The following is a 26703-nucleotide window of genomic DNA, read 5'->3' on the forward strand; positions in this document are numbered from 1 at the left end:
AAACCAAAAAAGGCTGTCTGTTACGACAACCTTTAATGACTAATAAAATAAAAAAGTATTCTAAAGCATTTACTTACCTGGTTGGCTTTCCGGACTCATAATTACTTCAACACTACTGGCACTATCCAAAACATGCTTGCTTAACTGCTGGATAGTTTTTTGATTAATTTTTGAAATTAAATTTTTATACTCCTCATCCTGCAAAAACGGAATCTGATTTAAGGTGCTGTTATAAAGGGTACTGTTCCAGAAAGAGTTTGTTTTGGTCGATTCTTCTCTGGTTTTTAACAACGCTTTCTTAATGTCTTCAAGATCATTTGCATGAACCGGATTTGTTTTTAAATCATTCAATTCTTTCCAGACAATCTGCATTAATTTTTCTTCTTTTTCAGGATTACAGTCAAAAGTTAGCGACAGATCAAAAGATGGTGACGGAATCACTTCCAGATTTCCAGCCACATTTACGCCATAACTTCCGCCTTCTTCTTCCCGAATCGTTTGCAGGAATCGTTTCGACAACAATTCGCCAATAATATACAGGCCTGTTGCGTTCTCTTTACTGTAAGCTATTTTTCCGGTTAAGCTTAGATAAACAGTTGTTTTTGCCACTTCCATCGGACGTTTAAAATGAACGACAGTTTTTCCTTTTGCAGGTTCGATATTATGATCGACAAAAGTCTCTTTTAATACCGGATTCGATTTAATGTTTCCAATATACTTCTGAATTAAACCTAAAGCCGATTCCGGAATGTTCCCAACGAATATAAAGGTAAAATCAGCCGCATTTTTAATGCGGTCACGGTAGATATTTTCTGCTTTTTTAAGATCAATAGTCGAAAGAAATTTATCATTGAAGATAAAAGTACGCGGGTTGTGATTAGAATTTGCTAGATCAACAGTGTCTTTAAAAGCATTTCCGTTGTCTTTTTTAATATTCTCTAAACGGTTTTTATACTGCTCCTTTAAAATATTAAAAATGTTTGCATCAAAACGGGGCGCCTCAAAAGAAAGGTAAAGCAATTGCAGCATGGTCTCAAGATCTGCCTGATTGGAACTTCCCTGAAACCCCTGTGTATTCTCGCCAATAAAAGGAGAAGATTGTGCTAGTTTTCCAGTCAGTTTTTCTTTTAAACCCATGTTATCAAAATTGCCTAAACCTGAAGATCTTGCAATTGTTGTGGCAATTTCTGCAGAACCTAAATCTGCTGTTTTTACCAAAGATTTTCCTCCTTTAGAAAAAGCCGAGAATATAATCTGATCCTGAGAATAGGTGGTGGGCAGGATAATAATTTTAGCATCATTTTCTAAAATATATCCTTTAGCATCCTTTACTCCGGCTACTTCAAATGTTTTTTTGATCGCAGCGGGTTTTAACTCCTTTTCGATCAATGGGGCGTTATTTTCTTTTTTCGTGTAAGGTTCCAAAGTTGCATTTTCGATCTTTTTCATCAAGTCGACAACAGCTTCTTTTTTAGGAAACTCATTTTGATCTTTATCAGAACCAGTTACCAAAAGCACCTGATTGTTAGGTTTCTGAATGGTTTTAACATAAGCATTGAGCTCTTCGAGAGAAATACTTTTTAGGATACCAACAGTAAGTTTATAATCATCTTGTGGGGCAAGAAAGGGTTTTGCTTTCAAAAAATAATTGGTCAGTTTTCCTGCCCAGCTATCATTGTCGACTTTGTCTTTATTCTTTATAAAATCATCATACGAACTGATAAAATCTTTTTTGGTTCGGTCTAATTCTGATTGAATTGCGCCATAACGTTTTATGCGTTCGGCCTCTGTATAAACGTCCTGAAAGGCTTCTGATACCTGTCCTTTTTTGGCTAAAGCCGAAATATTAAAAGAGGTACTTAATCTTGAAACAGGCTCAAAATAAGCTTTTAAACTTAAGGCCGAGCTTTTGTTTTTTAAGATTAATTCTTTAAAACGATTGTTCAGGATACTGGTATAAAAAGAGTTCATAACATTCCTGCGTGTTACGACAGAATCTTTTACCAATGGTTCGTCTACTACATATTGTAACGTGATCGAAGTCGAATTGGCTTCTTTATCTGTTGCCACACCAAAATACAACTCGTCATGTTTTGGAATATCAAAATACTCGCGAGTTGCTGCTTTTTTTGCCAACGGAATCCCCGAAAAGATTGATTTTACCTTTTGTTCCATGGTTTTTACATCGATATCTCCCACAACAATTACAGCTTGAAGATCCGGACGGTACCATTTTTTGTAATAGTTTCTAAGTTCCGGATATTTAAAATTGTTGATGATGTTCAAATCACCAATTACATCGCGTTTACTGTACTTAGAACCCTTGTATAAAACGGCATCGGTTTGGCTTTTAAGACGGAAACCACTTGTTCTGCGCGTTCTCCATTCTTCTCTTATAACCCCTCTTTCGGCATCAATTTCAGCATCGGTCAAAGAAAGAGAACCCGACCAATCGTGCAAAACCCAAAGAGTAGAATCGATTAGTTTTTGATTGGCAACAGGAACACCGCTAATATTGTAAACAGTTTCATCCTGAGCGGTATAAGCGTTGATGTCTTTACCAAAACTCACTCCGTTTTTTTCTAACATTTTAATAATTCCTTTTCCCTTAAAATGTTGTGTACCATTGAACGCCATGTGCTCCAGAAAATGCGCTAATCCGTTTTGATTGTCTTCTTCGAGGATGGCACCTACATTTTGAACGAAATAAAAACTCGCACGATCTTTAGGTTCTTCGTTGTGCAAAATGTAATAGGTTAAACCGTTTTTAAGTTTGCCCGTTGTTACATTTTTATCCAGCGGAATCGTTGTTTTGAATTGGGAAAATGCCATCTGAAACGATAACATTATAATCCCAATTATGATATTTTTTTGATGTGTATGCATTTGGCTGTTTTTTATCTTCTGTTTCTTCTAATCAATATAAAAGCACCACTTAGTATGATCAATAAAGGAAAGATCCCGATATAGAGAATTTTACTGATAAAAACCTGATTGGAGTTTACAGTTACTTTATTATCTGTATTTACCGGGCGAGTAGTGTCAATTGGAAATTGATAATTGCTAAACCAGGTAAAAAGATCGGTTACAAACTGAAATGTTCCAGAACCACCGCGGCTTAACTCGGCATTGCCCATAAAATCTGCATCTCCGGCAACGATTATTTTTTGATTTTTGCCATTGATATTTCGCGTTAAAGCCACAACAAGCGGAACAGCAGATAAAGAAGGCTGTTTTTTTAAATCTGTCGAAACAGAGCTAATTCCGGTTGGAGATTCCCAGGCAGGCTGATTGTTGGTTTGTAATAAGGGTGTAACTTTAAAACCTGTATTTGAAGTAGTTTTGATTCCGCTGCTTCCTAAAAGCGGAATTGGAAAAGCTCCTTTTTTCAACTTAATTACCGTACTGTCTATTCCTTTCGAAAATTCAGTAACCAGATAATCCGGTGCGTTGATTTCGCTTTCCTGAACCAATGTTTGTTTGGTAAAACTAACACCTAATTTGTTGGTAATTGCTGCCAATGCCGAATTGGTTTCCGGTTCTGCCAAAAGCATCAGGTTTTTTCCCTGTTCGATATATTGATTGATCCTGTCAATTGCACCCTGACTTAGTTCCGTTTTTGGATCGGCAATAATAAAAATATCAGCGTCTTGTGGGATATTCTGTGCGTTGATATCTACAGAAGCCACATTAAACCCCTGATTGACTAAAGAGTTTCTAAAAGTAATTTCGTTAAAACCGGTTTTGTAATTCTTATCACCATTTTTTTCAATGCTGCGTTCCATGTTTCCGGTTGCAAATACAATTTTGGCAGGCGTTGTAACCAAACGTTTTAAAGAAGCCGAAATTTCTTTTTCGAAAGGAACTTTAAACAAATCATCAAACATTCTCAGGAACGTTTTTTTGCCGTTGTATTCTATAGTTCTTACCACTCGGTTTTGTTCTGATTTCAGGTCGATTATTTTGCTGATTTCGGCTGGAGAATATAATTTCTTCAGTTTTAAACTCTGCGTTTCGATCATTTTTTGCGCAAGCTGTTTGTCGTTCAATCCCGGATTTTGTGCATACAAAGCAGCATTTGTCGAAGTATCATAATAATAAACATAATCCATTTTTAGTTGGGGCAAAAAACGGGAGTATTTGTCGAAACTGGCAATATCCTGATTTTGAGAATAAGGCATCGCCATATAATAGTTAATGTCCAGTAAGTTGACATAGGTTGTAATGGTAATTGGGCCATCGATTTTTTTTACGATTTCCTGACTGGCTTTCGTAAGCGTTTGATCTTGGGTACGCGTCATATCTTTGTAGAAAGTGAGCGGTGCTGTCGATGTAATATAACCAAGCCCTAAAACAATAGCAACCAAACCAGTATATTTTAAAACTCTTTTTGAAGTAGTCTGAGCATCTCTTCCAGTCTGTAATTTAAAAATACTTAAACCAATAAAAAGTGCACTAACCAGGATAAAATAAAGCACATCTTTGCTTACAATAAGTCCTTCGATCATAGAGTTGGCACGACCGGAAATCGATAGAAAATAAGTAATATCTTTTACATAATCGACACCCTGCCATAATTTGCCAATAAAATTTAAACCAGCCAGAACAACCAGCGTACTAATTGCAGCAACGACCTGATAGGAGGTAAGACAAGACATAAAAAGTCCGATCGCAGCATACGTGCATACTAGTAAATACAAACCAATTAGTCCTGATAAAATAAAGCTTAGATCTACATTATCGATAGAAAAATAAGCCGCAACACCCAGTAAACCTAGTATTGCGATAAACAATAAACAATAACTGGCAATGGCAAGAAACTTACCCAAAACAATGTCTTTGATGTTTATTGGCGAAGAAAGCAACAGTTTTATAGAGCCGCTGTTGATCTCACGGCTAATAAGTCCCATTGTTAAAAGCGGAACATACAGGTATAAATAATTTTGCATTTCAGTATACAATCCGCTAAAACCGGAAAATACAATTTGAGACAAATTATTCATGCTTTGTCCAATTTTTTGTGCTTTTTCGAAACGTTCAATGGTATCAAAGAATTTCCAGCTTGACTGAATCGAAAATATTACTAAAACAACCCACGCAACAGGCGAGTAAAACATCGTGTTGAGTTCTGTTTTAGCGATTCTATAGATAGTTTTCATTTGTTTATTTTTTTAAGAAGTAGGAGAGTTTTTAGAAGGTGCTTTTTTAGATAATTGTGCAAATATCTCGTCCAGAGATACTTTTTCGAATTGAATTTCGCGCAATTTCCAATGGTTCTGCACGCTTAGTGCTACAATTTTTTCGGCAATTTCCTGTGTACCGGTAAAAGTGACCTGTACTTTTTTTGGTGAAATAAATACAGCATTTGTTACCTCCGGAATAGCGGTTAAGGCATTAAGTTGCATTGGGTTTTCGAAACTCGCTGTCAGCGTATTGGCTTCGATATAATTGTTGAAAGCTTCCAGAGAATCTGCAAAAACCATGTGTCCGTTTTCGATCATTCTTATTTCCTGACAAGTAGCCTGAACCTCAGATAAAATATGAGACGAAAATATTACCGCTTTATCTTTAGAGATTTTCTTAATCAGGTTTCGAACCTCTAGTATCTGGTTGGGATCTAATCCGTTGGTTGGTTCATCAAGTACAACCAGTTTTGGTTCGTGAATAATGGCTTGTGCGATTCCCACACGCTGACGATATCCGCCAGAAAGATTGCGAATTAATCGGTTACTAAAGTGGGAGATCCCGCATTGTTCCTTGGCTCTTTCAACCGCATTTTTAAGATCTCCTTTTTTTACCAATCTAAGTTCGGCACAATGCGTCAAATATTCATTTACGGTCAGATCAAGGTGCAAAGGTGGTGTTTGAGGCAAAAATCCAATTAGTTTTTTAGCCTCAACCGGATTTTCCTTCAGGTTAATACCATCAATATAAATGTTTCCTTTCGTCTGGTTCAAAACGCCGCAAAGAATATTCATTGTGGTCGATTTTCCTGCTCCGTTGGATCCTAATAAGCCTAATATTTTGTTTTCTTTAATTTCAAAACTTATATTTTGTATTGCCCAATCCTTGCTGTATTGATGTGACAAATCCTCAACTCTTACAATTGTTGTTGTTTCCATAGTGTTTTTTAAAATCGCAAGAATGTATTTTTACTTCAAACACATTCTTGCGGTACTTTTAGTATTTAGTATCCTGAATTTTGGGTTAAAAAGGGATTAGAGCGTCTGGCAGTTTCCGGTATTGGATAAAGGCTATCCGTAGAACTCCATATTTTGCCGGCTGTAGTGCCAAGCACCTGATCGATAGTTCCGCTTCTTTTAAGATCAAACCATCTGTGACCAAACTCGGCAAAAAGTTCACGCTCTCTTTCTAATGAAATTAAGGCTAAAAGCTGAGTAGGATCTGTAAGCGTAGTTGCGGGTAGTAAAGCCCTGTTTCTAATGATATTAATGTCTTGTTGGGCTCCCGGAATATCATTTGATTTTACTCTGGCTTCGGCTCTGATCAAATAAAGTTCTGCCAGCCTCAATACTGTCGAACGTTCTACAGGAGTAGCTACATACGAATTTTTGTATTTTCTGGGAGCTAAATAAGTTAGCCCGTCGCTTGCTACAACGCTAATGGTCCAGTTTGTTTTTCTGGCATCACCGGCCTCAAACATCGTATTTCCTTTTCTAAGCATATAGGTTCCGGCAGTCGTAAACAATGCAGCACCTTCGTAAGTATAGGCTGTATTGTAGTAAGGAATTTGCCAGATTGCTTCGGTATTATCTGCAACAAACGGACTGTTTGTAGCGGATAATCCTGCAATCATTTTATAAGTTCCGGATTGGGTAATTACAGCGCTGGCATAGGTTGCAGCATCACTATTATTTCCTAAATAAAGATTTACCCTTGCCAATAAAGCCTCAGCAGCCCATTTTGTAGCTCTGATTCTTAGCGAACTGTAACCGCTATAATTAATGGGAAGATCAGCTTCGGCATCTTTTAAATCCAGAATAATCTGATCATACACCTTAGTCTGGCTCGTTCTTGGTGCCAGGGCAGATACATCAACATTTGTGGTTAAAACCAACGGAACATCTCCCCAAATATTAGTGAGATAAAAATAAGTGTAAGCCCTTAAAAATTTGGCTTCGGCAATCCATTGTTTGCTTTTAGTAACACTTAAGGTTGTGCTTCCGCTTATACCTTCAATAACAGCATTGGCATTGTAGACTGCTTTATAATATTCTGTCCACATGGTGCCATTAGTACCATCCGTTTCCGGAATTTCGTTAGAAGTATACACATTGACAAGTTGTGTTTTTGGGATAAGTTCATCAGCTGTTTCTCCAAGAACATAATGAACAGATCCATAATTAGTAAGGCTTACCAAACTTTGGTAAATCCCGTTTACAGCAGCTTCGGCAGTAGGATCAGAAGCATAAATAGTAGTAGATGATAACTCATTGCTGGGCAAATCTACTTCGACCAGACTATCGCAACTGGCCAGTCCTATTAAAAGTGAAAACGAAACTATATAGCGGTATGTTATAAAATTATTTTTCATGTTTTTTAGATTTAAAATGTAAACTGAGTTCCAAGAGTTATCGTACGCAACGGAGGCAGTGACAAACCTTGCGTTTCAGGATCAAATCCTTTGTAGCTTGTGATCGTCAATAAGTTTTGCCCCTGAAGAGAAAGACGAATATTCTGAATGAATTTTTGTGTTTTTTGATCTAAAGGAATATTATAAGTAGCGCTAACATTTTTTAATTTGATATAAGAAGCATCTACAATTGTAGCCGTAGAACCTGCATAATTAAAGAAACTAGCCTGATAAGCAGCACTTAAAACATTGCCCTGAGCCAGATAAGTATTGTAATCATCTACCTGATAATTTGCCAAACCGTATGGATATCCGGGTTGTACAGCAATCGACGATAACATGCTTCTGCCTTCTTGTTTTACAAATTGGAATAAAAAGTCAAGCGAAAAGGCTTTATAACTGATCGAGTTCGAGATTCCGCCATAATATTTAGGGTAAGACGGTCCATAATATTTTCTGTCACCGGTTCCGGTCTGAGCAAATCCTGTAGAGATTTTTCCATCTCCGTTTACATCTTCAAACTGAGCGATACCACTTGCATTTACACCGGTAAAATTGTATAAATATCGACCGCTTAATGCGTTTCCAACGACATAAGTAGTATAATAAGCAGAGGTTTCTATACCCGGAAAGGATAATAATTTATTAGAGTTCTGAGAGATATTAAACGAAGTTGTCCAGTTTAAATTTTTAGTATGAACGTTGGTTGTTGTTAGCGTAAACTCCCAACCTTTGTTTTCTACTTCGGCACCTAAGTTTGCCTGATAGCTCGTAAATCCGGCTTGTGGGCTTAAAGTAGCATTAACCAGTTGATTTCCGGTAATGTTTCTGTAATATGCAATACTGGTAGAAACACGATCGTTAAAGAATCCCAGATCGATTGCTGCTTCAAACTTTTTGGTTACTTCCCATTGATAATTTGGGTTTGCAATTCTGGATTCTGACATAGCAGCGTTTCCGGTTCCGTAAGTAGCCGTAGAGTAGGTGTTTGCATAGCCATAATCGCCAATAGCGTCGCTACCCACTTCTCCATAACTCGAACGAAGTTTACCAAAACTTAGCCAGGAAACATTTTTCAGGAAATTTTCTTCTGTAAAAATCCATGCTCCACCAACAGATCCAAAATTTCCGTAACGGTTGTTGGCTCCAAAACGAGATGAACCATCTCGTCTAAAATTGATGTTTAGCACATATTTGTTCGCAATATTATAATTTAATCTACTAAACAAAGAAGCATATTTATACTCTGATGAACCATTGTAAGACGTTACGGTTGCAGCCGTTCCTGTAATACCAATCAAGTTATCAGCACTATATCCTGAACTGTTTACATACGATGGCATTTCTGATTTTCGGTTTTGCCACGAACCACCTACCAAGGCAGTAAAATTACCTTTCCATAAAGGAGTAGAATAATTTAATTGCGGATCAATGCTAAAATTGTTCGTATTGTTGATCGAAACAATATAAGATCTTGAAGTATTAAGCGAGATATTATTGGCAGTATAATATACATTATTCATACCGGATGACGGCAAAAATTGTTTCGATGTCATTTCTGCTTTTCCGTAGCCCAGGTCCGTTTTAAAAGAGAAACCTTTTGCAATTTCATATTGAACACTAAAACTTGTAATCAGGTTGTTTCCTTTGTCTTCGGTTCTTCTGTTTAAAGCCGCAATTGGGTTTACATCGCTAAAATATGTCGGTGACCAATAATAAGTTCCATCCGGATTATAGATAGGATGGTTGGGTGCCGTAACAACCGCATAATTGGTAATATCGTAGAACGGTAATTTGTTTTTGTCAGTAGCATAAATTACCGAAGCTCCAATTTTAAGCTTTTTGTCTAATGTACTGTGACTCACGCTAAAGTTTGTAGAGAATTTGTTGTAACCAAAATCTCCCGGCAAAACAGTCGTTTCTTTATGATATGTACTGCTTAATAAAAAATTGGTGTTTTCATTTCCGCCTTTTAAACTTGCCGAGAAATTATTGAAATTAGCAGTTCCTCCAATTAATTTTTTCTGCCAGTTTGTTTGATCCGTCTGGCTAAAATCTGTCAAAGCAATTCCGTTACTAAAAGCACTTGGTGTGGCTTTAGAATTTGTTAGTGCCGTGCGAAGCATATTTAGATAAGTAGGAGTATCCAGAGTATTGACCATATTTGCCACTTCAGAGATTCCTGAATTTGTATTTACAGTAAAAGTAGTTTTGCCTGATTCGCCTTTTTTAGTCGTAATCAATACCACACCATTTGCACCTCTTGAACCGTAGATCGCCGTTGCATCAGCATCTTTAAGGATTTCGATACTTTCGATATCATTTGGGTTTATAATATTTAATGGGCTTGTCGATTTTTGCGCCCCTCTGATTACACGATCAGATTGAACCTGTTCTTTGATATCATCACCAATATACGGCACACCATCAATAACATAAAGAGGTAAGTTATCGCCCGTGATAGAGTTTGTACCACGAATCGCGATATTCATATTACTACCGGCATAACCGGAAGTTTGTGTTACAAAAACACCCGGGGTTCGCCCTTGCAAACTTTGCAGGATGTTGGTTATAGGTTGTTTCTCGATATCACTCGAAGTAATTTTAACGACAGATCCCGTCGAAGTTCTTTTGGTTGTTGTACCATAACCAATAATTACAACTTCGTCCAGTTTGGCTAAATCGGGTTGCATTTTTATAGTTACCGAGGTTTGATTTTCGACCGTAATTTCCTGTGTTTTATAGCCTATATAAGATATTTTAAGCACGTGTTTTCCTTTTGGCAATTCGATAAAAAATTGTCCGTCAAAATCAGAGATTCCTTGTTTGTTGCCGCCCACTAACGAAATAGATACACCGGGTAAAGGCTGACTATTTTCGTCCAGAATTTTCCCCGATAAGTTGTAGGTAATATCTGCAACAACAAATAGTGTTATACTGGCAACTGTTTGTGTTTTTTCTTTTTTAAAAATTACCACATTTTGATCTACTTGTTTGTAGACCAAATTACTGCCCTGAAACACACTATTCAAAATATCGCTTACACTTCTGCGTCCTTTTGGAGTGCTTACTTTTGGAAAATCTTTGATCGCTTGTGGCTGGTAAGCAAATAATAATCCGGTTTTATTCTCGATCGTTTTAAATAAAGTTTTTATATCCTGGTTGTGTAGTTCAATATCTACAGATATAGATTCTAAATTTTGACCGCTCATTTCATTTGCAAAAACCATGTGGGTTCCGCAGGTCAATAAGAAAATGTGGAATAAACTGATTCGCATGATCGTAATAGTTTTTTTTGACAGGCGGAATAAAGACGTAGATTTCTTTTCCCTGTCAAACATGGTTGTTTTACAGCGTAATTTCATAAATTTGCATGTTTTTTAATGGTTACTGGAATTAATTATTAAGAATCGTGGCCATCTGGTGTCGGAGCCGGATGGCTTTTTTTATTTCATTTTTGGTTAGTTTATATACGTTTTTAAAGGTTAATACTCCATTTTGGTGCTATTCGCAACCTTTTCCTTCCAGGACAATTGCGTTGTTTTGATTGTAGTGATAGCTCGTTTCAATAACACTACAGACTACTTTTAAGACATGATCCAAATCTTCTTCATTTAAGAAACTGGCCGTAATCCTGCATTTTTTAATATTCTCATTCGATAATAAAATTTTGACTTTATACTTTTGAGAAATTAGCGCCACAGCTTCTTCCATATTAAGATCATCCAGAATCAGGTAATTGCTTTTCCAGGCAATCGCAGTTTCGATTTTAGTATTGTTTTGTTCGAAGTCAAAAGTGTTTTTATTCACTTTTATTTGCTGGTTAGGCGTAATCACACCATATATTTTTTTAACATCTCCAACTTGTACTTTACCGCGTTCTACCGTAACTTCGATAGTATTAGAGGTATCGTAAGCGTTTATATTAAAGGCAGTTCCTAAAACTCTGGTACTTACTTTTCCGGTATGAACAATAAAAGGTTTTTTGTTATTGTGTTTAATATCAAAATAAGCCTCTCCGGACAAAGTAACTTCTCTTGTTTTGGTATTAAAATCGTTTTGATTGTACGTTATGCTACTTTTTTGGTTTAGGATAATGGTACTTCCATCCGGTAAACGAATAAGTTGCTTGCCGTTGAAAGCTAAAATTGGACTTACTTTTTCTAATTTTTCCTCTTTTATTTTTACAGGATTTGGTGTGTTTTCAGAAACAAAAGCAGTTCTTAAAGCAAACAAAATCACAATTGCTGCGGCTATCGCAACAAGAGACCTCTTTATGTTTACAGATGATTTCTTGTGTTCAGTAATCGAAATAACTTTTGGGGCACTGGATTGAGAAAGGATATAGCTCAGGATATCATCACTTTTTTGCTTTTCTAATGTTTCGATATTCTGATTTTGGTCCATAAGCAACTGAATCTTTTCTTTAATAAAAGCGTCATGTTTGCCCAACTGGATCATCTCCATCAGCTTTTGTTGCTCTACCTCATTTAAATTATTTTGCAGGTAGTTTTCGAATAATTCTTCAAATACTTTTTGTTGCATTTGTGTTTTGATTGTGAGTTAATAATCGTTTTATACTGGTAAACTTGGGGGTTTCTTGTTTTTGTTTTAAATTCAAGGATCTTGTTAAAATAGGTAGTAAACCTGCATTAAGTAATGACCTTTATTATAAAGACGATTAAAAAACAGGGAAGGAGTAGTCGAAAGTTAAAAAAATGTAAAAAAAATGTAAAAAAAAACAAAAAGCCTGATTTTACAGTAAATCAGAAGGGTTTACAATTTAAAAAACAAAAACAAAGTCAGGAACATATTCATGTAAGGAGAAATTTTTACACGTACAAATTTTAATGCCTGCGACATGTGTTTTTTGACCGTTTCTGTCGAGATGCCTAAATCTTCGCCAATTTTTTGGTGACTTAAACCGTCCCATTTGGCCATTTTATAGATTTTTTGCTGTTGCGGAGGAAGTTGCTCCACAATTTGGTTTAAAATAACATTATACTGAGCGTCTTTTATAGCTTCATCAGTATCATTTGCCGATGTATTTTTGTATTTGATATCTGCCACCAAAGAACTATCGCGGGCAATTTTTTTTATCATATCAAAAATATGATTGCGCGAAATGATAAACAGATAATTTTCGATATTGGCAATTTCGGCTAGATTCTCGTGATTTTGCCAGATTTTCAAAAAGACATCCTGAACCACTTCTTCTGCTAAAATTCTCGATTTTGTAATTTTTAAAGCTGTAGAAAAAACAACATTTTTGTATTGATTATACAGTTGCGTAAAAGCCAGTTCGCTCCCTTGCGATAACTCATAAAGGAGTTTGCTTTGGTCTGAATTGGAATTTAAAGACATCTGTATAATAATTAGTTGACGTAGACAATATTATTACTTTTTTGAATATATGATGTATTCCAATGAAAAATATTTAGTCGAAATACGGTTTTAATAATTATTTGATATAGATATTATGTAATTGTTAAAAAAGGATTAAAGATTTTGTAAATATTTGAAACGTACTATTTTGTGTACGAAAACGTGCTAAAGCTAGCATTTACTTGCATTGAGCCGCTTTTTTTATTAAATATACGAAAATAGGGAGTTTATGGTTTTTTGAGATAAAGCCAATGATTATTGCTTAAAAAAGAAGCATTTAAAAAAAAGAAGTGCCCATTTTGGAGTTTATAAAAGCTATGTTTTGACGTGCTAAAGATAAGCAGGACAACATTCAGAATAATAAAAATTACCAGCTTCCTTTTAAGCCTTCTTTTAGTGCACTATTGTATTTTTCTAAATCAAAACTATATAAATCCGGAGCTTTATGTGCACCGCCTTTTCTGGATTCATCCAGTTTGGTAAGGATATCATAACGCAGGATTTTTCGATAAAAATTACCACGATTTAGTTTTTTGCCTAAAATGGCTTCATATAACTTCTGTAATTCCGGCATCGTAAACTTCTCCGTCAAAAGATTATAGCCAATTGGATGGTTGTTTAATTGCTCGCGAAGTGTAAGGAGTGCTTTATCTAAGATCGATCTGTGATCCATCATAAACGAAGGCAGTTTCTCGATCGCCTGCCATTCGACAGTAGTCGAATATTGATCGATAACCAGTTTTACCTGCGAGTGTTCTGCCAGTGCATAATAACCAATCGAAACAAAACGCTGTTTGTTCCAGATACTATCATCATGATCTTCAAATGCACCTTCGGAACGTTTTAGATTTCCAAAAGTATAAAATTGCTGCAAGTAGATATTTTCGGTTCCCGTTCTGTCTTTTAAGATCCGAACCGCCGCATCATCAACGTTTTCTTCCTTTTTTACGTAACCTCCCGGAAGTCCCCACGAGTCCTGATCCTTCATTTTTACAGTCAAAACATACAACGAGTTTTCGTGAAAGCTAAAAATAGCACAATCGATAGAAAGCGTCGGAATATATTTTTTAAACGACTCTTCAGATTGTTTCTCCAGTATATTTTTTAATTCCATAAGGGTGTAATAAGTTTCAAATTTAATCTTTTGAGTAGTATATGTCAAATCCTTTCAATTTTTTCTGACATTTTTTTTCTCAGTAAAGAAAATATTGATTTTAAAAATTCAGCAAATTTCAATCCTCTTTTTGGTTCGTATGCAATTAAGGTCATGCTGACTTTAACCAATGATTTCAATACTTTACGCAAACGTGGTAGCTGTTTTTTTTAGTTTTTAGAACTATGCAATGATCTCTCTTCTTTATTGTTTTTATGAGATTTAAAGGTTGATTATAATGCGATTATGAAAATTATTACTGCATTTATTTGTTGATATGGGAAATTGTAATTAATATTGCTTCATAATGAAGCAATGAAATTTTACACTTACTAAACTAACTTACCACTTATGAAAAAAATGCTAATCTCAGCAATCTGTATGGCAGTCTTTCCCACTTTAGACGCTTACTCCCAAGAGGATAAAAAACAACAAAAAGCAACCGATTCGATAAAAACGGTTACCAAGATTGTAGAAACAGACACCAAAGAAGAAAAAAATAGAAACGTAATGCTTAATGCGGCAAACAACTCAGGGCCGCGTGATGTAAATATTGGCTTACCATCGACTGTGGGCGGCATCACGATTCAGGAAAACGATTTACCCGTTGTATATTATTTCTGGCCGGAACTACCCAACAGAACCTGGAGACAGAGTAAAAGTTTGGGACGCACAGGATTATTAAAAATTGGAGAAGCCGCGATTACAACCGGAGATTTAGGTTTTGCCGTAAACTCCTATACCAAACTAGGAACAGATAAACTGGAAATCAACGGTAATTTCTCCGGATCAAGTTTTGGCTGGATGAAAGGCGACCTTAATGTTTCAGGCCCGTTAAGCAAAGGATGGTCCTATACGATGGGTGCTTATGCGAATTTTGATCCCAATTCTTTCGATTTAAAATTTGCCAAATATTCTGACCGAACGCAAATATACAGAGCCGGACTAACTAAGAAATTTAACAACGGAAAAGGACAAATTAGCTTTTTGTATAAATATGCAAACTCGGCTTCCTTGACCAATTATGCTGTTTTTAAATATAAAGAAGGCGGAAAAGTCGAAGAATACAATGATTTTAAAATTGGTCGTGATTCGTATATCGTCAACGACGGAACGATGAAATTTAAAGATATCCTGACCGGCGAAACCAAATTTGCCGATATGGGCGGGAGCGATGCAGCAACAACCTCGCACACCTTTGATATTTTAGGAAATTATGATTTGGCAAACGATTGGAAATTCAATTTCTCGACACGTTTCAGAACCTCAAAAGCTTCTCAATTGATCGCTATCCCGTTAAGTATTTTTCAGGGAACAGCAGCAGATAATTTTACCTACGAAGCTACAGGTCAGCCGTATGTAGGAAATGTAAATTCGATGTTAGGGTTATATACAGACGGAACGCCAACCACAACTGTTTTATCCCGATTTGAAATTAAAAAGAATCTCGAGAAACACAAATGGAGAATTGGATTGTTAGAGTATTATTATAATGTAGATCAATTTACGTCAAGCCGTTCTTTCTTTAATCAGACTGTAAGTGCAAATCCGGATAAATTGGTTCGTAATACTCCCGGAGGAACTTCGAATACAGATGCTGACGGATTTTACAATTATAATGTTGGTGGAGAATACCACAATGGTTTCGAAAATAAATTATCCGGATATTTCTCTGATAACTGGACTGTTTCTGATCGTTTGACTTTGGCTTATGGTGTAAATTTAAGATACCACAAACTAAAAGGCGATTATTACCAAACGCCAAGAACACCAAATTTAGTTTTTGATCCCAGCCAAAAAAGCTATTTCGATAACAATTGGTTTCATTTAGGAGGTTCTGTCAACGCCGTTTACAAAGTAACTAAAAGTGCGGGAATCCTTGCCGATTTTACTTATACAGAAAAAAACGGACAATTAGAAAGTTATTCAGGATCTGTGGCGCCAAATCTGGCTAAGACCAAAAGTCCTTTAGCTGCTTTTGGATTGTATTACAATCAGGAAAAATTTAGCCTTGTTTCGCAGGCAACTTACCTGACCAGAAATAATTATCAGGCAAGATTAAACCTGGTAAATCCTGCAAATGCAAGTCAGTCAGAGGTTGCAACCGTTTTTTATGACATTCAGACTTTAGGCTGGACGACTGATATTGTGGCAACTCCGTTTAAGGGATTTAGCCTGCATTATCTGATTACTTTTCAGGATCCGGTTTATAAAAATTATGATTTCTCGGCTTTTGGAAACAACTACTCTTATAACGATAAAAACGTGTTAGAAATTTCGAAAGTATTAATGGAAATTGATCCAAGTTATACCTACAAAGACTTTAAGGTTTGGGCAAGTTTCCGTTATTTCAGCAAGCAATATGCCAACCTTACCAATGCCTTATTTTTTGCGCCAAGATGGGAAACTTTTGGAGGTGTAAACTATAAGATCAACGATCATTTTGATATTGGCATCACAGCAGTAAACTTCCTGAACCAAACCGGAGCAAAAGGAACAATCAATGGAGCCGAATTAATTACAGATGCTTCGGCATATTATGACAAGCTTTTGGTAGGATCTTACATTCGTCCGTTTACTTTGGAAGCTTCACTCAATTTCAGATTCTAAATTATGTATTATGAAAAAAATAATTATTACAGCGGGTTTAGCATTTTTGATTAGCGCAACAGGACAAGCGCAACAGGAAAATTTTAAGATTGTAAAAAACAATAAAGGTGCCGATTTGGGATATTCTCCCGAATCCGGCATCAAAATTTTGACGGTAAACGGCAAACAATTTAAAGATTTAAACAAAAACGGAAAGCTGGACAAATACGAAGATTGGCGTCTTCCGGCAGAAGAAAGAGCTAAGGATCTGGCTTCAAAAATGACTGTAGAACAAATTGCAGGTTTGATGTTGTACAGTCGCCATCAGGCTTTGCCGGCGGGAGTTTCAGGTTATAATGCCGGAACCTACAACGGAAAAGTGTTTCCGGAAAGTAATGCCAACCCGTATGATCTGACAGATCAACAAAAAGCGTTTTTAAAAGAGGATAATCTTCGTCATGTATTGATAACAAAAGTACAAAGTCCTGAAGTAGCCGCTTTATGGAACAATAAGATGCAGGCTTTTGTAGAAGGAATTGGTTTGGGAATCCCGAGTAATACCAGTACAGATCCTCGTCATACAGCAAATGTTACGTCTGAGTTTAACGGTGGAGCAGGAGGAGAAATCTCGATGTGGCCGGACGGTTTAGGAATGGCATCGACTTTTGATCCTAAAATTGTAGAACAGTTTGGACAAATTGCAGCCAAAGAATATCGCGCTTTAGGGATTGCAACGGCATTATCGCCACAAATCGATTTAGGCTCTGAGCCCAGATGGTACAGGATTTCAATGACTTTTGGCGAAAGCCCGGCGCTTACCAGAGATATGGCACGTGCTTATATCGATGGTTTTCAAACTTCTTACGGTAAGGACGAAATCAAAGATGGTTGGGGATATAAAAGTGTAAATGCGATGGTAAAGCACTGGCCAAGCGGTGGTGCCGAAGAAGGTGGTCGTGACGGGCATTGGGCATACGGAAAGTTTGCCGTTTATCCCGGAAATAATTTACAGCAACACATTGATCCCTTCGTGAATGGCGCTTTCAAATTAAAAGGAAAAACAAGCAAAGCATCGGCGGTTATGCCTTATTATACGATCACTTTTGATCAGGATAAAAAATACAACGAAAATGTAGCCAACGGTTACAGCAAATATATTATTACCGATTTATTAAGAGATAAATACGGTTACGACGGCGTAGTTTGTACAGATTGGCTGGTGACGGGAGAAGAAGGAAAAACACCTAATGTTTTTGCCGGAAAACCCTGGGGTGTAGAGAATCTTTCGATTGTAGAAAGACATTATAAAGCGATTGTTGCCGGAGTAGATCAATTTGGTGGTAACAATGACAAAAAGCCGGTTCTGGAAGCCTATCAAATGGGTATTAAAGAATTTGGAGAACCCTTTATGAGAGCGCGTTTTGAAAGATCTGCCGTTCGCTTATTGAAGAATATTTTCAGAGTAGGACTTTTTGAAAATCCCTATCTCAATATAGCCGAAACAAAAGCAATTGTTGGAAATCCTGAGTTTATGAAAGCCGGTTACGAAGCACAACTAAAATCTGTAGTATTGCTGAAAAACAAAGCATCGGTTTTACCCTTAAAAGAAAAGAAAACAGTTTTTATTCCGAAGATTTATACCGCTTCAACCAAAGATTGGTGGGGTGTTGCAAGTCAGCCCAAGTTAGAATATCCTGTAAACTTAGAATTGGTTAAGAAATATTATAAGGTAACCGAAGATCCGTCTAAAGCTGATTTTGCGATTGTTTTTGTAACAAGTCCACAAAGTCTGGAAGGCGGTTATGATCTAAACGACAGAACGGGCGGAAGCAATGGTTATGTGTCAATCTCGTTACAATACGGGACGTATACAGCAACTAATGCCAGAACAAAAAGTATTGCCGCAGGAGATCAGGTTATTGACCCAACCATTACAGACAGGACCTATAAAAATAAAACAGTTACCGTTGCCAACACTATGGACTTGAGAACGATTCTGGATACCAAAGACATGATGAACGGAAAACCCGTTATTGTATCGGTTACAGCTTCTAAACCAATGATTTTTAATGAATTTGAGAGAAAAGTTGACGGAATTGTCTTAAATTTCGGAGTCTCTACGCAAGCGGTATTAGATATCATTTCCGGAAAGGCAGAACCATCAGGCTTATTGCCGGTACAGATGCCCGCGAATATGGAAACCGTAGAAAAACAATTTGAAGATGTTCCGTTTGATATGGATTCGCACAAAGACAGCGAAGGAAATGTTTACGATTTTGCTTTTGGGTTAAACTGGAATGGTGTTATAAAAGATGCCAGAACAGAAGCTTATAAGAAGTAATTTTTAGCCATTGAGACACAAAGTTTTATTTAATGTCAAGGATTAAAAAAAGGAAAAAATGTTTCATGCAGAGTTTTTTTGTTTCACGCAGATTTAAAAAAGATTTAAGCTGATAAACGCAGATTATTTATTTTCAAATTAAAATCTGCTCAATCTGCAAAATCTGTGTTAAACAAAAAAACTTTGCGACTTTGCAAGATTAAATTAAACAGTTAATTAAATTAAGTACCACAAATCACATGAAAAACAAAATAATACTCTTAGTCACTTTCTGTATGCTTTTAAGCACGACCGTAAAAGCACAGGAAAGCATAAAACTATACGCCGGTAAAGCACCGGGATCTGAAAACTGGACACAAAAAGAAGCCCAAATGTATTCAGATCTGTTTAAGACAGAAGTTGTTTACAATGTAACCGATCCGTCTTTGTTGGTTTATCAGGTTCCAAAAGGAGTTAAAAATACCGGAACAGCAATTGTAATCGCTCCGGGCGGAGGTTTCCAGAGTTTGTCGATAAACAGAGAAGGAAAAGAATTGGCCGAAATTTTGAGCAAAAAAGGAATCACAGCTTTCGTTTTAAAATACCGTTTGAACAAAACCGAAACCAATGATCCTGCAAGAGAAATGATGGACAAATTGAAAGACAGGGCTGCTTTTGAAAAAAACTCCTTAGCGACTATAAAGTTAGCAGCACAGGACGGAAAAACGGCCTTGAAATATGTTCGTGATAATGCCTCAAAATACGGAATTGATACTAAAAAAACAGGAATCATTGGATTTTCGGCAGGAAGTACAGTCGCGATGGAAACGGTTTTGGAAAATACACCGGATCAATTGCCGGACTTTGTAGCCAATATTTACGGAGGTCCAAGACCGGAACTTCTGACTGTTGCCACGCCTGAAAAAAAGATCCCAATGTTTGTTTGTGCCGCCAGCGATGACCAGTTAAAACTAGCTCCAAGAAGTATTCAGATGTATACCAAATGGCTGGAATCCGGACAAAGTGTCGAATTGCACGTGTACGCAAAAGGCGGACATGGTTTTGGGACCGGAAAACAAAATTTGCCGGTAGATTCATGGGAAACCCGTTTTGAAGAATGGCTCACACAGCAAGGATTTCTAAACTAATAAAGAGACTATTTAAACTATCTATATATGAAAAACAAAATTATAAAAACAGCAAGAGTATCGCTTTTGACCGCATTGGTACTCTCTAATTTATCATGGAATACAGTTCCTGCTGATGAAACAAATCCACCGGTTCTTACCGTAAAAGGATTTAAATTTTTTGATTTAAACAAAAACGGGAAATTAGATCCCTGGGAAGATACCCGTCTTTCTGTCGATCAGAGGATTGATGCCATCATCAAACAAATGACCAATACCGAAAAGGCCGAATTGCTGATTGGTACGGGAATGCCCGGAATTGAAGTTCTTACAGGTCCTGTAGGAGATTCTAAGCAAGGTTTGGTTCCCGGAGCAGCAGGAGGAACCGCTGCTTTTGAGCGATTTGGAATCCCCGCAACTGTTGTTGCAGATGGTCCAGCGGGCTTAAGAATTGCCCCAACGAGAGAAAATGATTCGAAAACTTATTATGCAACCGCTTTTCCGGTAGGAACAGCCTTGGCTTCGACCTGGAATAAAGCACTTTTAGAAGAGGTGGGAAAAGCAATGGGTAATGAAGTAAAAGAATATGGTGTAGACGTTTTGTTGGCTCCCGCTTTAAATATTCATAGAAATCCGCTCAATGGAAGAAACTTCGAATACTACTCTGAAGATCCATTGATTTCAGGAAAAACAGCAGCAGCGATTGTCAACGGAATTCAGTCGCAGGGCGTAGGAACTTCGATCAAACACTTTGCAGTTAATAATGAAGAAACCAACCGTTTGACCATTAATGCACACGTTTCTGAAAGAGCGATCAGAGAAATATATCTGAAAGGTTTCGAAATCACGGTAAAAGAAGCACAACCATGGACGATAATGTCTTCGTACAACAAACTAAATGGCGAATATACTTCTGCCAGAAAAGATTTGCTGACGGAGGTTTTAAGAAATGAATGGGGTTTTAAAGGGATCGTAATGACGGACTGGTTTGGAGGTTTTCCGGGTTTTGAATCGATAAGAGACGGTTCAAACTCTGACGTTGTAAAACAAATGATTGCCGGAAACGATCTTTTGATGCCGGGAATTCCGGTTCAGAAAAAAGCATTGATTGAGGCTTTAGACTCGGGTAAATTATCTCAGGAAGTAGCGAATAAAAATGCGAAAAGAATTTTAGAATATATTTTTCGTACACCAACTTTTACAAAATATAAATACAGCAATAAACCGGACTTAACCAAAAATGCCGAAGTAACAAGAAATGCTGCTGCCGAAGGAATGGTTTTGCTTAAAAATGATAAAAATACCTTGCCTTTTGACAACAAACAAAAAGAGGTTTCCTTATTTGGTGTTACTTCGTATGCCTGGATTACAGGTGGTACAGGGAGCGGAAGTGTAAACAACAAACACACCGTTTCTCTTTTAGAAGGATTAACTGCGGCAGGTTATAAATTAGACAAAGAACTGGTCGATTTGTATAAACCCCACGCCGAAAAAGAAGTTGTAGCCGAAAAAGAAAGAAGAAGAGCAAGAGGAATTTTGGCTTTGCCGGAAAGACTTCCTGAAATGAAAATGGATGATGCTTTTATTGCTAAAAAAGCAGCAAGTTCTGAAATTGCTTTCGTGACCTTAGGAAGAAATTCCGGAGAAGGCGGAGACAGAGTGGTTGATAATGATTTTAATGTAGCAACAGAAGAGATTGAAATGCTGGATAAAATCTCGAAAGCTTTTCATGAAAAAGGAAAAAAGGTAGTTGTAATTTTAAATATTGGCGGTGTTATCGAAACAGCTTCATGGAAAGACAAAGTAGATGCTATTTTACTGGCATGGCAGCCAGGTCAAGAAGGCGGTCATTCTGTGGCGGATGTGGTTTCAGGAAAAATAAATCCATCAGGAAAATTGACGATGACGTTCCCTGTGAAATATTCTGATACACCATCGGCAAAAAACTTTCCCGGAATTCCTGCGGATAATCCAAAAGAGGTAACGTATCAGGAAGGTGTTTATGTTGGATACCGTTATTACAATACTTTTAATGTAAAACCATCTTACGAATTTGGTTTTGGAAGTTCGTATACGACTTTTGATTTTACGGATGTAAAACTAAGCGCACCCACTTTTAATACCACATTGACAGTTTCTGTGACAGTAAAAAATACCGGCAAAGTTGCCGGAAAAGAAGTCGTGCAGGTCTATCTGTCGGCTCCATCAAAATCTATCGATAAGCCTAAAGAAGAATTGAAAGCTTTTGGAAAAACAAAAGAACTTAAACCCGGCGAAAGTGAAACTCTAAAACTGACTTTATCGCCTAAAGATCTGGCTTCGTTTTTAGAAAGTAAAAGCGCTTGGATTGCCGAGGCCGGAACGTATCAGGTTTTGGTTGGAGCTTCTTCATCAGATATTAAAAAAACAGCTGATTTTAAAGTAACAAAAGAAATTACAGTAGAAAAAGTGAAGAAATCTTTCGAATTAGATTCAAAGTTTACAGAGCTTAAACCGTAGCATGTTAGTTAATTATTGTTAGTAAAAAAGCCTTTGAAACATTTGTTTTTAAAGGCTTTTTTTGTCTTATCCTGATTTTGCTAACCGGCTACCCTTTTTTAAATCTTCTACTTTAATATATAGAAAACGAAAAACGAAAAAACCAATTGTTACTAGAAAAAATAATATGATTTTCTTCATTTTTACGATATCAAGTTTTATTTAATTATTCTGATTTATTCATACTTTTAAATTATGTATCAATTTTTCAAGAAACCTTCTCCTTCTGTAAATTCAACACCATCAATTTTATATATTCTTATAAAAGGTGTTCCTACAGTTGTTTCGACACAAACTTCTTCTGTTCCAGTTATGTAATGTGATGCATTTTTCAAATTTAAATATATAGTATCCGTTTTATAGATTGTATCTACTTTAAAAAATTTAAATTTAACTAATGTTCTATTTTTAGAAAGTTTTTGAATGACTTCTAAATGACCTTTATTAATTATACTATCATTGCGTTTTACAAAAAATTGCAGATTTTTAATTTCATTTTCATTTATTCTTTCTATTTGAAGCGAAGTATAGTTATACGATAAAACATACTCTTTACAAGTATATTCTCTCTTGCATCCCATTAAAATAAGAATAAAAAGAAATATAATTTTATTTTTTAAATTTGATGTATACATGATAATTGCTTTAAAATGATTCAATAGAAATACATCTTTTACTTTATAACTTTTCCTAATTTTGTTGGAATTTCAATGCTTAATGGCGCATTTTTATTATCTAATTGATGACCGTTAACAACAAATGATTTTATGTTATTCATTATTATCCATTTTTTTCTACCTCTATCGGCAATTGTATCTATCTCGTCTTGAATGTCTGTTATTTTATATTCAAGACTGTCATTAATGGTTAACTTTATATCATAATTTATTTGTCCTATATAAGAAATATATGGAGTTAATGTCATTTGGTCATTGTAAGGTGAAGTTGGTATTTTTTTATTCAATTTATCATATTTTGGCAAACAGTTAATATTTGTGTCAAAATCAGAATTACTATTAATCAATTTTTTAAAATTGGAGTTTTTTTCATATTTTTCGTAGACAATCTTTTTAGGACATACTACTGAATTCCATTCTCGAAGATTAATTGAAAAAAAGGAATCTTCGTATTTTTTATATTCGTCTCCATAACAACTTGTAAAAAAGCAAATAATTCCAATTAAACTAATATACCTCAATGTACCCATAATAATTACTTTTAAATGATTCAATAGAAATACATCTTTTACTTTTTCTTTATAACTTTTCCTAATTTTGTTGGGATATCTATATTAAGCGCAGCTTTTTTATTATCCAATTTATGTCCATTAATAACAAGTGATTTTATATTATTCATTATAATCCATTTGCGTGGTCCTGAATGTCCTAAAACTGTATCTATCCCATCTTTTATGTCAGTTATTTTATAGACAAGACTATCATCGATTATCAATTTTATATCATAATTTATTTGTCCGGTATAAGAAACATTTGGCTTTAGTATTCTTTGATTAAATTTAGATTCGGTTCTTTCGCAACCTTTAATATCAAAATTAGAATCACTTTCGATCATTTTTTTAAAATTGGAGTTTTTTATATACTTCTCAAATACTATTTTTTTAGGACATATTAATGAATTCCATTCTCTAAGATAAATTCCCTGAAATGATTTATCGCTTTTTTTATATTTATTTTCATGACAACTCGTGAGTATAAAAACAAAAAAACATATGCTAGTAAATTTCAATATATCCATAATAATTGCTTTTAAATGATTCGCAGTTATTTGTATCTATTTAATTCTTTTTCCTAGTGATGCATCTAATGATATATAGGAGGATTGACGTTCTGATTTCAAAGTATCTTTATAATTAATTTCTTTTTCATTTACTGTTGCTTTTAAGTTATATCTAACAATAATTTTGCGTCCAAGAAAACCAGTCGGGTTCGCAAGTTTAAGAGTATCTCGTAGAAAAGATACCTTGGTAAATCGATATTCAAGACTGTCATTTAATAAAAGTATCATGTCATCATTAATCGGCTTATCATTTAAAAATTCCGGAATTATTGTTAAATAATGATATTTTGAATCATTAGTAACCTCAAAAAGAGAATCTACAGCAATTATTTTTTTAAAATTAGTATCTTTTTCATAATGATATAGTTTAACTTTAACACTTCCTTTTGCTTTCCAATTTTCTATATTAATTAATTGGTAAATTTGTTCGTCTTCTATATATGTATTACAAGAAGATGCTAAAAAAAGAAAAAACATAAAGTACTTATTGGATTTCAATGTAGCCATAATAATTTGATTTAAATGATTTTACGTCTATGTTACATGGTTTATATAGAAATTTAAATTTAAGATTAACTTCTTTTTTATTTCCAGATTCAGGTTTATAATCATTAGTAAAATCAAGTCCCCATGTATAAATATAAAAATGAACAAATTTACTTTCTCCGACATCAATAAAACTCAAACCTCCTTCGTAAACAACCCAATGTACGTTTGTTGTCAGATCCTTTGGGTTATAACTTTCTTTATCCTCAATCATACTGCTGTCGATCATCATTAAAATCGTATGTCCTTGTTTGTATTTTCGATCAATGATTTTTAGGTTTAAAATATCTGTATCTCCAACAGCATCCTGAAATTTTCCGGACACTCCCTTTTTATTTGCAATTTGAAGTAAACCTAAATCAAAAGATTCAGCAAAAGTAAATCCGGCAACTTCTTTGCACATTCTGGTAAGCATTGCTGGCCAGTTTACAGTTTTTAGCATGTCCAGATCATCATTTTCGAAGCCATTATAGACAAATTTACTGTTCAGGCTTTCTTTACTTCGGGTTGTTGCAAGTACGATCCAGTCAATTTCTGCCATTTTTAATGCAATATAGTTATCATAACTTGTCTTAACATCATACATACTCAAAGCTTTTTCATGGGGTTTAAGTATATAACTGCCTATTGCATATTCTCCGGTTCTAAACAATTCTTTTGCCAGTTTTTCATACGCCATTGCATCTCGTTTTATCATCGCATAGTATAACGCCGCCATACCACAAAGTGAAGTATTTCCTTGATTTATTTTCCAGGGATCATTGACACGATTGTTTATTTGTTCATTAACTTTCATCCTGTCAAACCATCTAAACCTGTTGTGTTTCCAAACTTTTAGTTCCCCTTCATTTTCGGGATCTTTTATATAAGCACGAATATAGATAAAACGTCCGCACATGTCTTTTTCGTTCAGGGTAAACTTGAGCGTATCACCTGTTACAGATAGATGTCTTTCGATCCATTTATTCTCAGACAAACTATGGTATTTGTAGCTCCATTTTATTACCGTTTTATCGGTTGGAGTTTCCTGGGTAAAAGCTACGACTTTAAATTCGTATGTTTTGCCATACAACATTCCTTGCTGAGTTTCTCCTGTATTATCATTGGCAGAACCTAAATCTAAAGCGGTTTTAAGTTCGATTGTTTTTACCCGGGTCGCTTTTTTCTCCGGCTCAGGAGTATAATAAACCGGTTGGGCCTCGACTCTGGATACCTGCCAATATTTTATGAAATCATCGCCATTGCCATAATTTTGAATCGCTGGCGAAAGTGTTATGGCAGTTTGCATATTATGTGGTCCGTAAGCTTCGAATGTTACACAAATATGTATGATGTAAGCATCGCTAAACTTGTATTTGCGAATTGGGAGATCTTTGTCTCCGTTGCTATAAAAATGAATTTCTCCTTTTTCCATTCGGTCGGTTTCATGTTGAATGGCTTTGGTGGTATTGTGCAGGAAAACCTCGTCTCTTTCCTGCGTTACAAAACCAAAATTAAGCAAACCACCCATAATTTCGCTCGTGGGAGAGCCATCCCAGGCTATATGCCTGAAATAATTGGTATTGATCCATAATAAATCCCATTGTTCTCCAAACATAAATAATGTAGCAGACGTCATAATTCTATTTTTTAGAAAATCACAATCCAATAAATG

General features: G+C 35.7%; 17 protein-coding genes. 4 read left to right on the top strand and 13 right to left on the bottom strand.

Annotated elements, in window-relative coordinates; all coding sequences use genetic code 11:
• Window positions 1-69: 69 nt before the first annotated feature.
• The 8 genes from B0A64_RS03150 to B0A64_RS03185 all read right to left on the bottom strand — a co-directional run bounded on the left by B0A64_RS03150 (window position 70) and on the right by B0A64_RS03185 (window position 14093).
• Window positions 70-2886, bottom strand: a complete 2817-nt coding sequence (locus B0A64_RS03150; protein WP_089478091.1) for a M16 family metallopeptidase — start codon at window positions 2884-2886, stop codon at window positions 70-72.
• An 11-nt stretch (window positions 2887-2897) separates the two neighbouring features.
• Entirely contained in the window at window positions 2898-5159 is a 2262-nt protein-coding gene (locus B0A64_RS03155; RefSeq protein WP_089478092.1) for a Gldg family protein, read from the bottom strand.
• Between the two features lie 12 nt (window positions 5160-5171).
• The gene (locus B0A64_RS03160; RefSeq protein ID WP_089478093.1) at window positions 5172-6122 is read right to left on the bottom strand and encodes an ABC transporter ATP-binding protein; all 951 of its coding nucleotides are present in this window, start codon (window positions 6120-6122) and stop codon (window positions 5172-5174) included.
• 65 nt (window positions 6123-6187) lie between these two features.
• Entirely contained in the window at window positions 6188-7555 is a 1368-nt protein-coding gene (locus tag B0A64_RS03165; RefSeq protein ID WP_089478094.1) for a RagB/SusD family nutrient uptake outer membrane protein, read from the bottom strand.
• 11 nt (window positions 7556-7566) lie between these two features.
• Window positions 7567-10959: a TonB-dependent receptor gene (locus B0A64_RS03170; protein ID WP_089478095.1), complete on the bottom strand. Its 3393-nt coding sequence runs from the start codon at window positions 10957-10959 to the stop codon at window positions 7567-7569.
• A gap of 139 nt (window positions 10960-11098) precedes the next feature.
• Entirely contained in the window at window positions 11099-12139 is a 1041-nt protein-coding gene (locus B0A64_RS03175) for a FecR family protein (RefSeq protein ID WP_089478096.1), read from the bottom strand.
• A gap of 231 nt (window positions 12140-12370) precedes the next feature.
• Window positions 12371-12958, bottom strand: a complete 588-nt coding sequence (locus B0A64_RS03180; protein ID WP_089478097.1) for an RNA polymerase sigma factor — start codon at window positions 12956-12958, stop codon at window positions 12371-12373.
• A 388-nt stretch (window positions 12959-13346) separates the two neighbouring features.
• Window positions 13347-14093, bottom strand: coding sequence for an NUDIX hydrolase (locus tag B0A64_RS03185; protein WP_089478098.1), 747 nt, complete (start codon window positions 14091-14093; stop codon window positions 13347-13349).
• 390 nt (window positions 14094-14483) lie between these two features.
• Between B0A64_RS03185 and B0A64_RS03190 the strand changes: the two genes are divergently transcribed.
• The 4 genes from B0A64_RS03190 (at window position 14484) to B0A64_RS03205 (ending at window position 22667) form a co-directional block, all read left to right on the top strand.
• The gene (locus B0A64_RS03190) at window positions 14484-16742 is read left to right on the top strand and encodes a TonB-dependent receptor (RefSeq protein ID WP_089478099.1); all 2259 of its coding nucleotides are present in this window, start codon (window positions 14484-14486) and stop codon (window positions 16740-16742) included.
• A gap of 10 nt (window positions 16743-16752) precedes the next feature.
• The gene (locus B0A64_RS03195) at window positions 16753-19062 is read left to right on the top strand and encodes a glycoside hydrolase family 3 protein (RefSeq protein WP_089478100.1); all 2310 of its coding nucleotides are present in this window, start codon (window positions 16753-16755) and stop codon (window positions 19060-19062) included.
• 239 nt (window positions 19063-19301) lie between these two features.
• The gene (locus tag B0A64_RS03200) at window positions 19302-20189 is read left to right on the top strand and encodes an alpha/beta hydrolase (RefSeq protein WP_089478101.1); all 888 of its coding nucleotides are present in this window, start codon (window positions 19302-19304) and stop codon (window positions 20187-20189) included.
• A 27-nt stretch (window positions 20190-20216) separates the two neighbouring features.
• Entirely contained in the window at window positions 20217-22667 is a 2451-nt protein-coding gene (locus B0A64_RS03205; protein ID WP_089478102.1) for a glycoside hydrolase family 3 N-terminal domain-containing protein, read from the top strand.
• A 239-nt stretch (window positions 22668-22906) separates the two neighbouring features.
• Here B0A64_RS03205 and B0A64_RS03210 read toward each other — a convergent pair whose 3' ends face one another.
• Genes B0A64_RS03210 through tssD form a run of 5 tightly spaced genes read right to left on the bottom strand, consistent with a single transcriptional unit; the run spans window position 22907 to window position 26667 of the window.
• Entirely contained in the window at window positions 22907-23341 is a 435-nt protein-coding gene (locus B0A64_RS03210; protein ID WP_089478103.1) for a hypothetical protein, read from the bottom strand.
• Between the two features lie 38 nt (window positions 23342-23379).
• Window positions 23380-23913 carry a hypothetical protein gene (locus B0A64_RS03215; RefSeq protein ID WP_089478104.1) on the bottom strand — a complete coding sequence of 178 codons (534 nt, stop codon included), beginning with the start codon at window positions 23911-23913 and terminating at the stop codon, window positions 23380-23382.
• 38 nt (window positions 23914-23951) lie between these two features.
• Entirely contained in the window at window positions 23952-24461 is a 510-nt protein-coding gene (locus B0A64_RS03220) for a hypothetical protein (protein WP_089478105.1), read from the bottom strand.
• 36 nt (window positions 24462-24497) lie between these two features.
• The gene (locus tag B0A64_RS03225; protein WP_089478106.1) at window positions 24498-25010 is read right to left on the bottom strand and encodes a hypothetical protein; all 513 of its coding nucleotides are present in this window, start codon (window positions 25008-25010) and stop codon (window positions 24498-24500) included.
• Window positions 24988-26667, bottom strand: a complete 1680-nt coding sequence (tssD, locus tag B0A64_RS03230; RefSeq protein ID WP_123875870.1) for a type VI secretion system tube protein TssD — start codon at window positions 26665-26667, stop codon at window positions 24988-24990. The genes B0A64_RS03225 and tssD overlap by 23 nt, the downstream gene beginning before the upstream one ends.
• Between the last annotated feature and the right edge of the window lie 36 nt (window positions 26668-26703).

Source organism: Flavobacterium araucananum (genome assembly GCF_002222055.1).
GTDB lineage: Bacteria > Bacteroidota > Bacteroidia > Flavobacteriales > Flavobacteriaceae > Flavobacterium > Flavobacterium araucananum.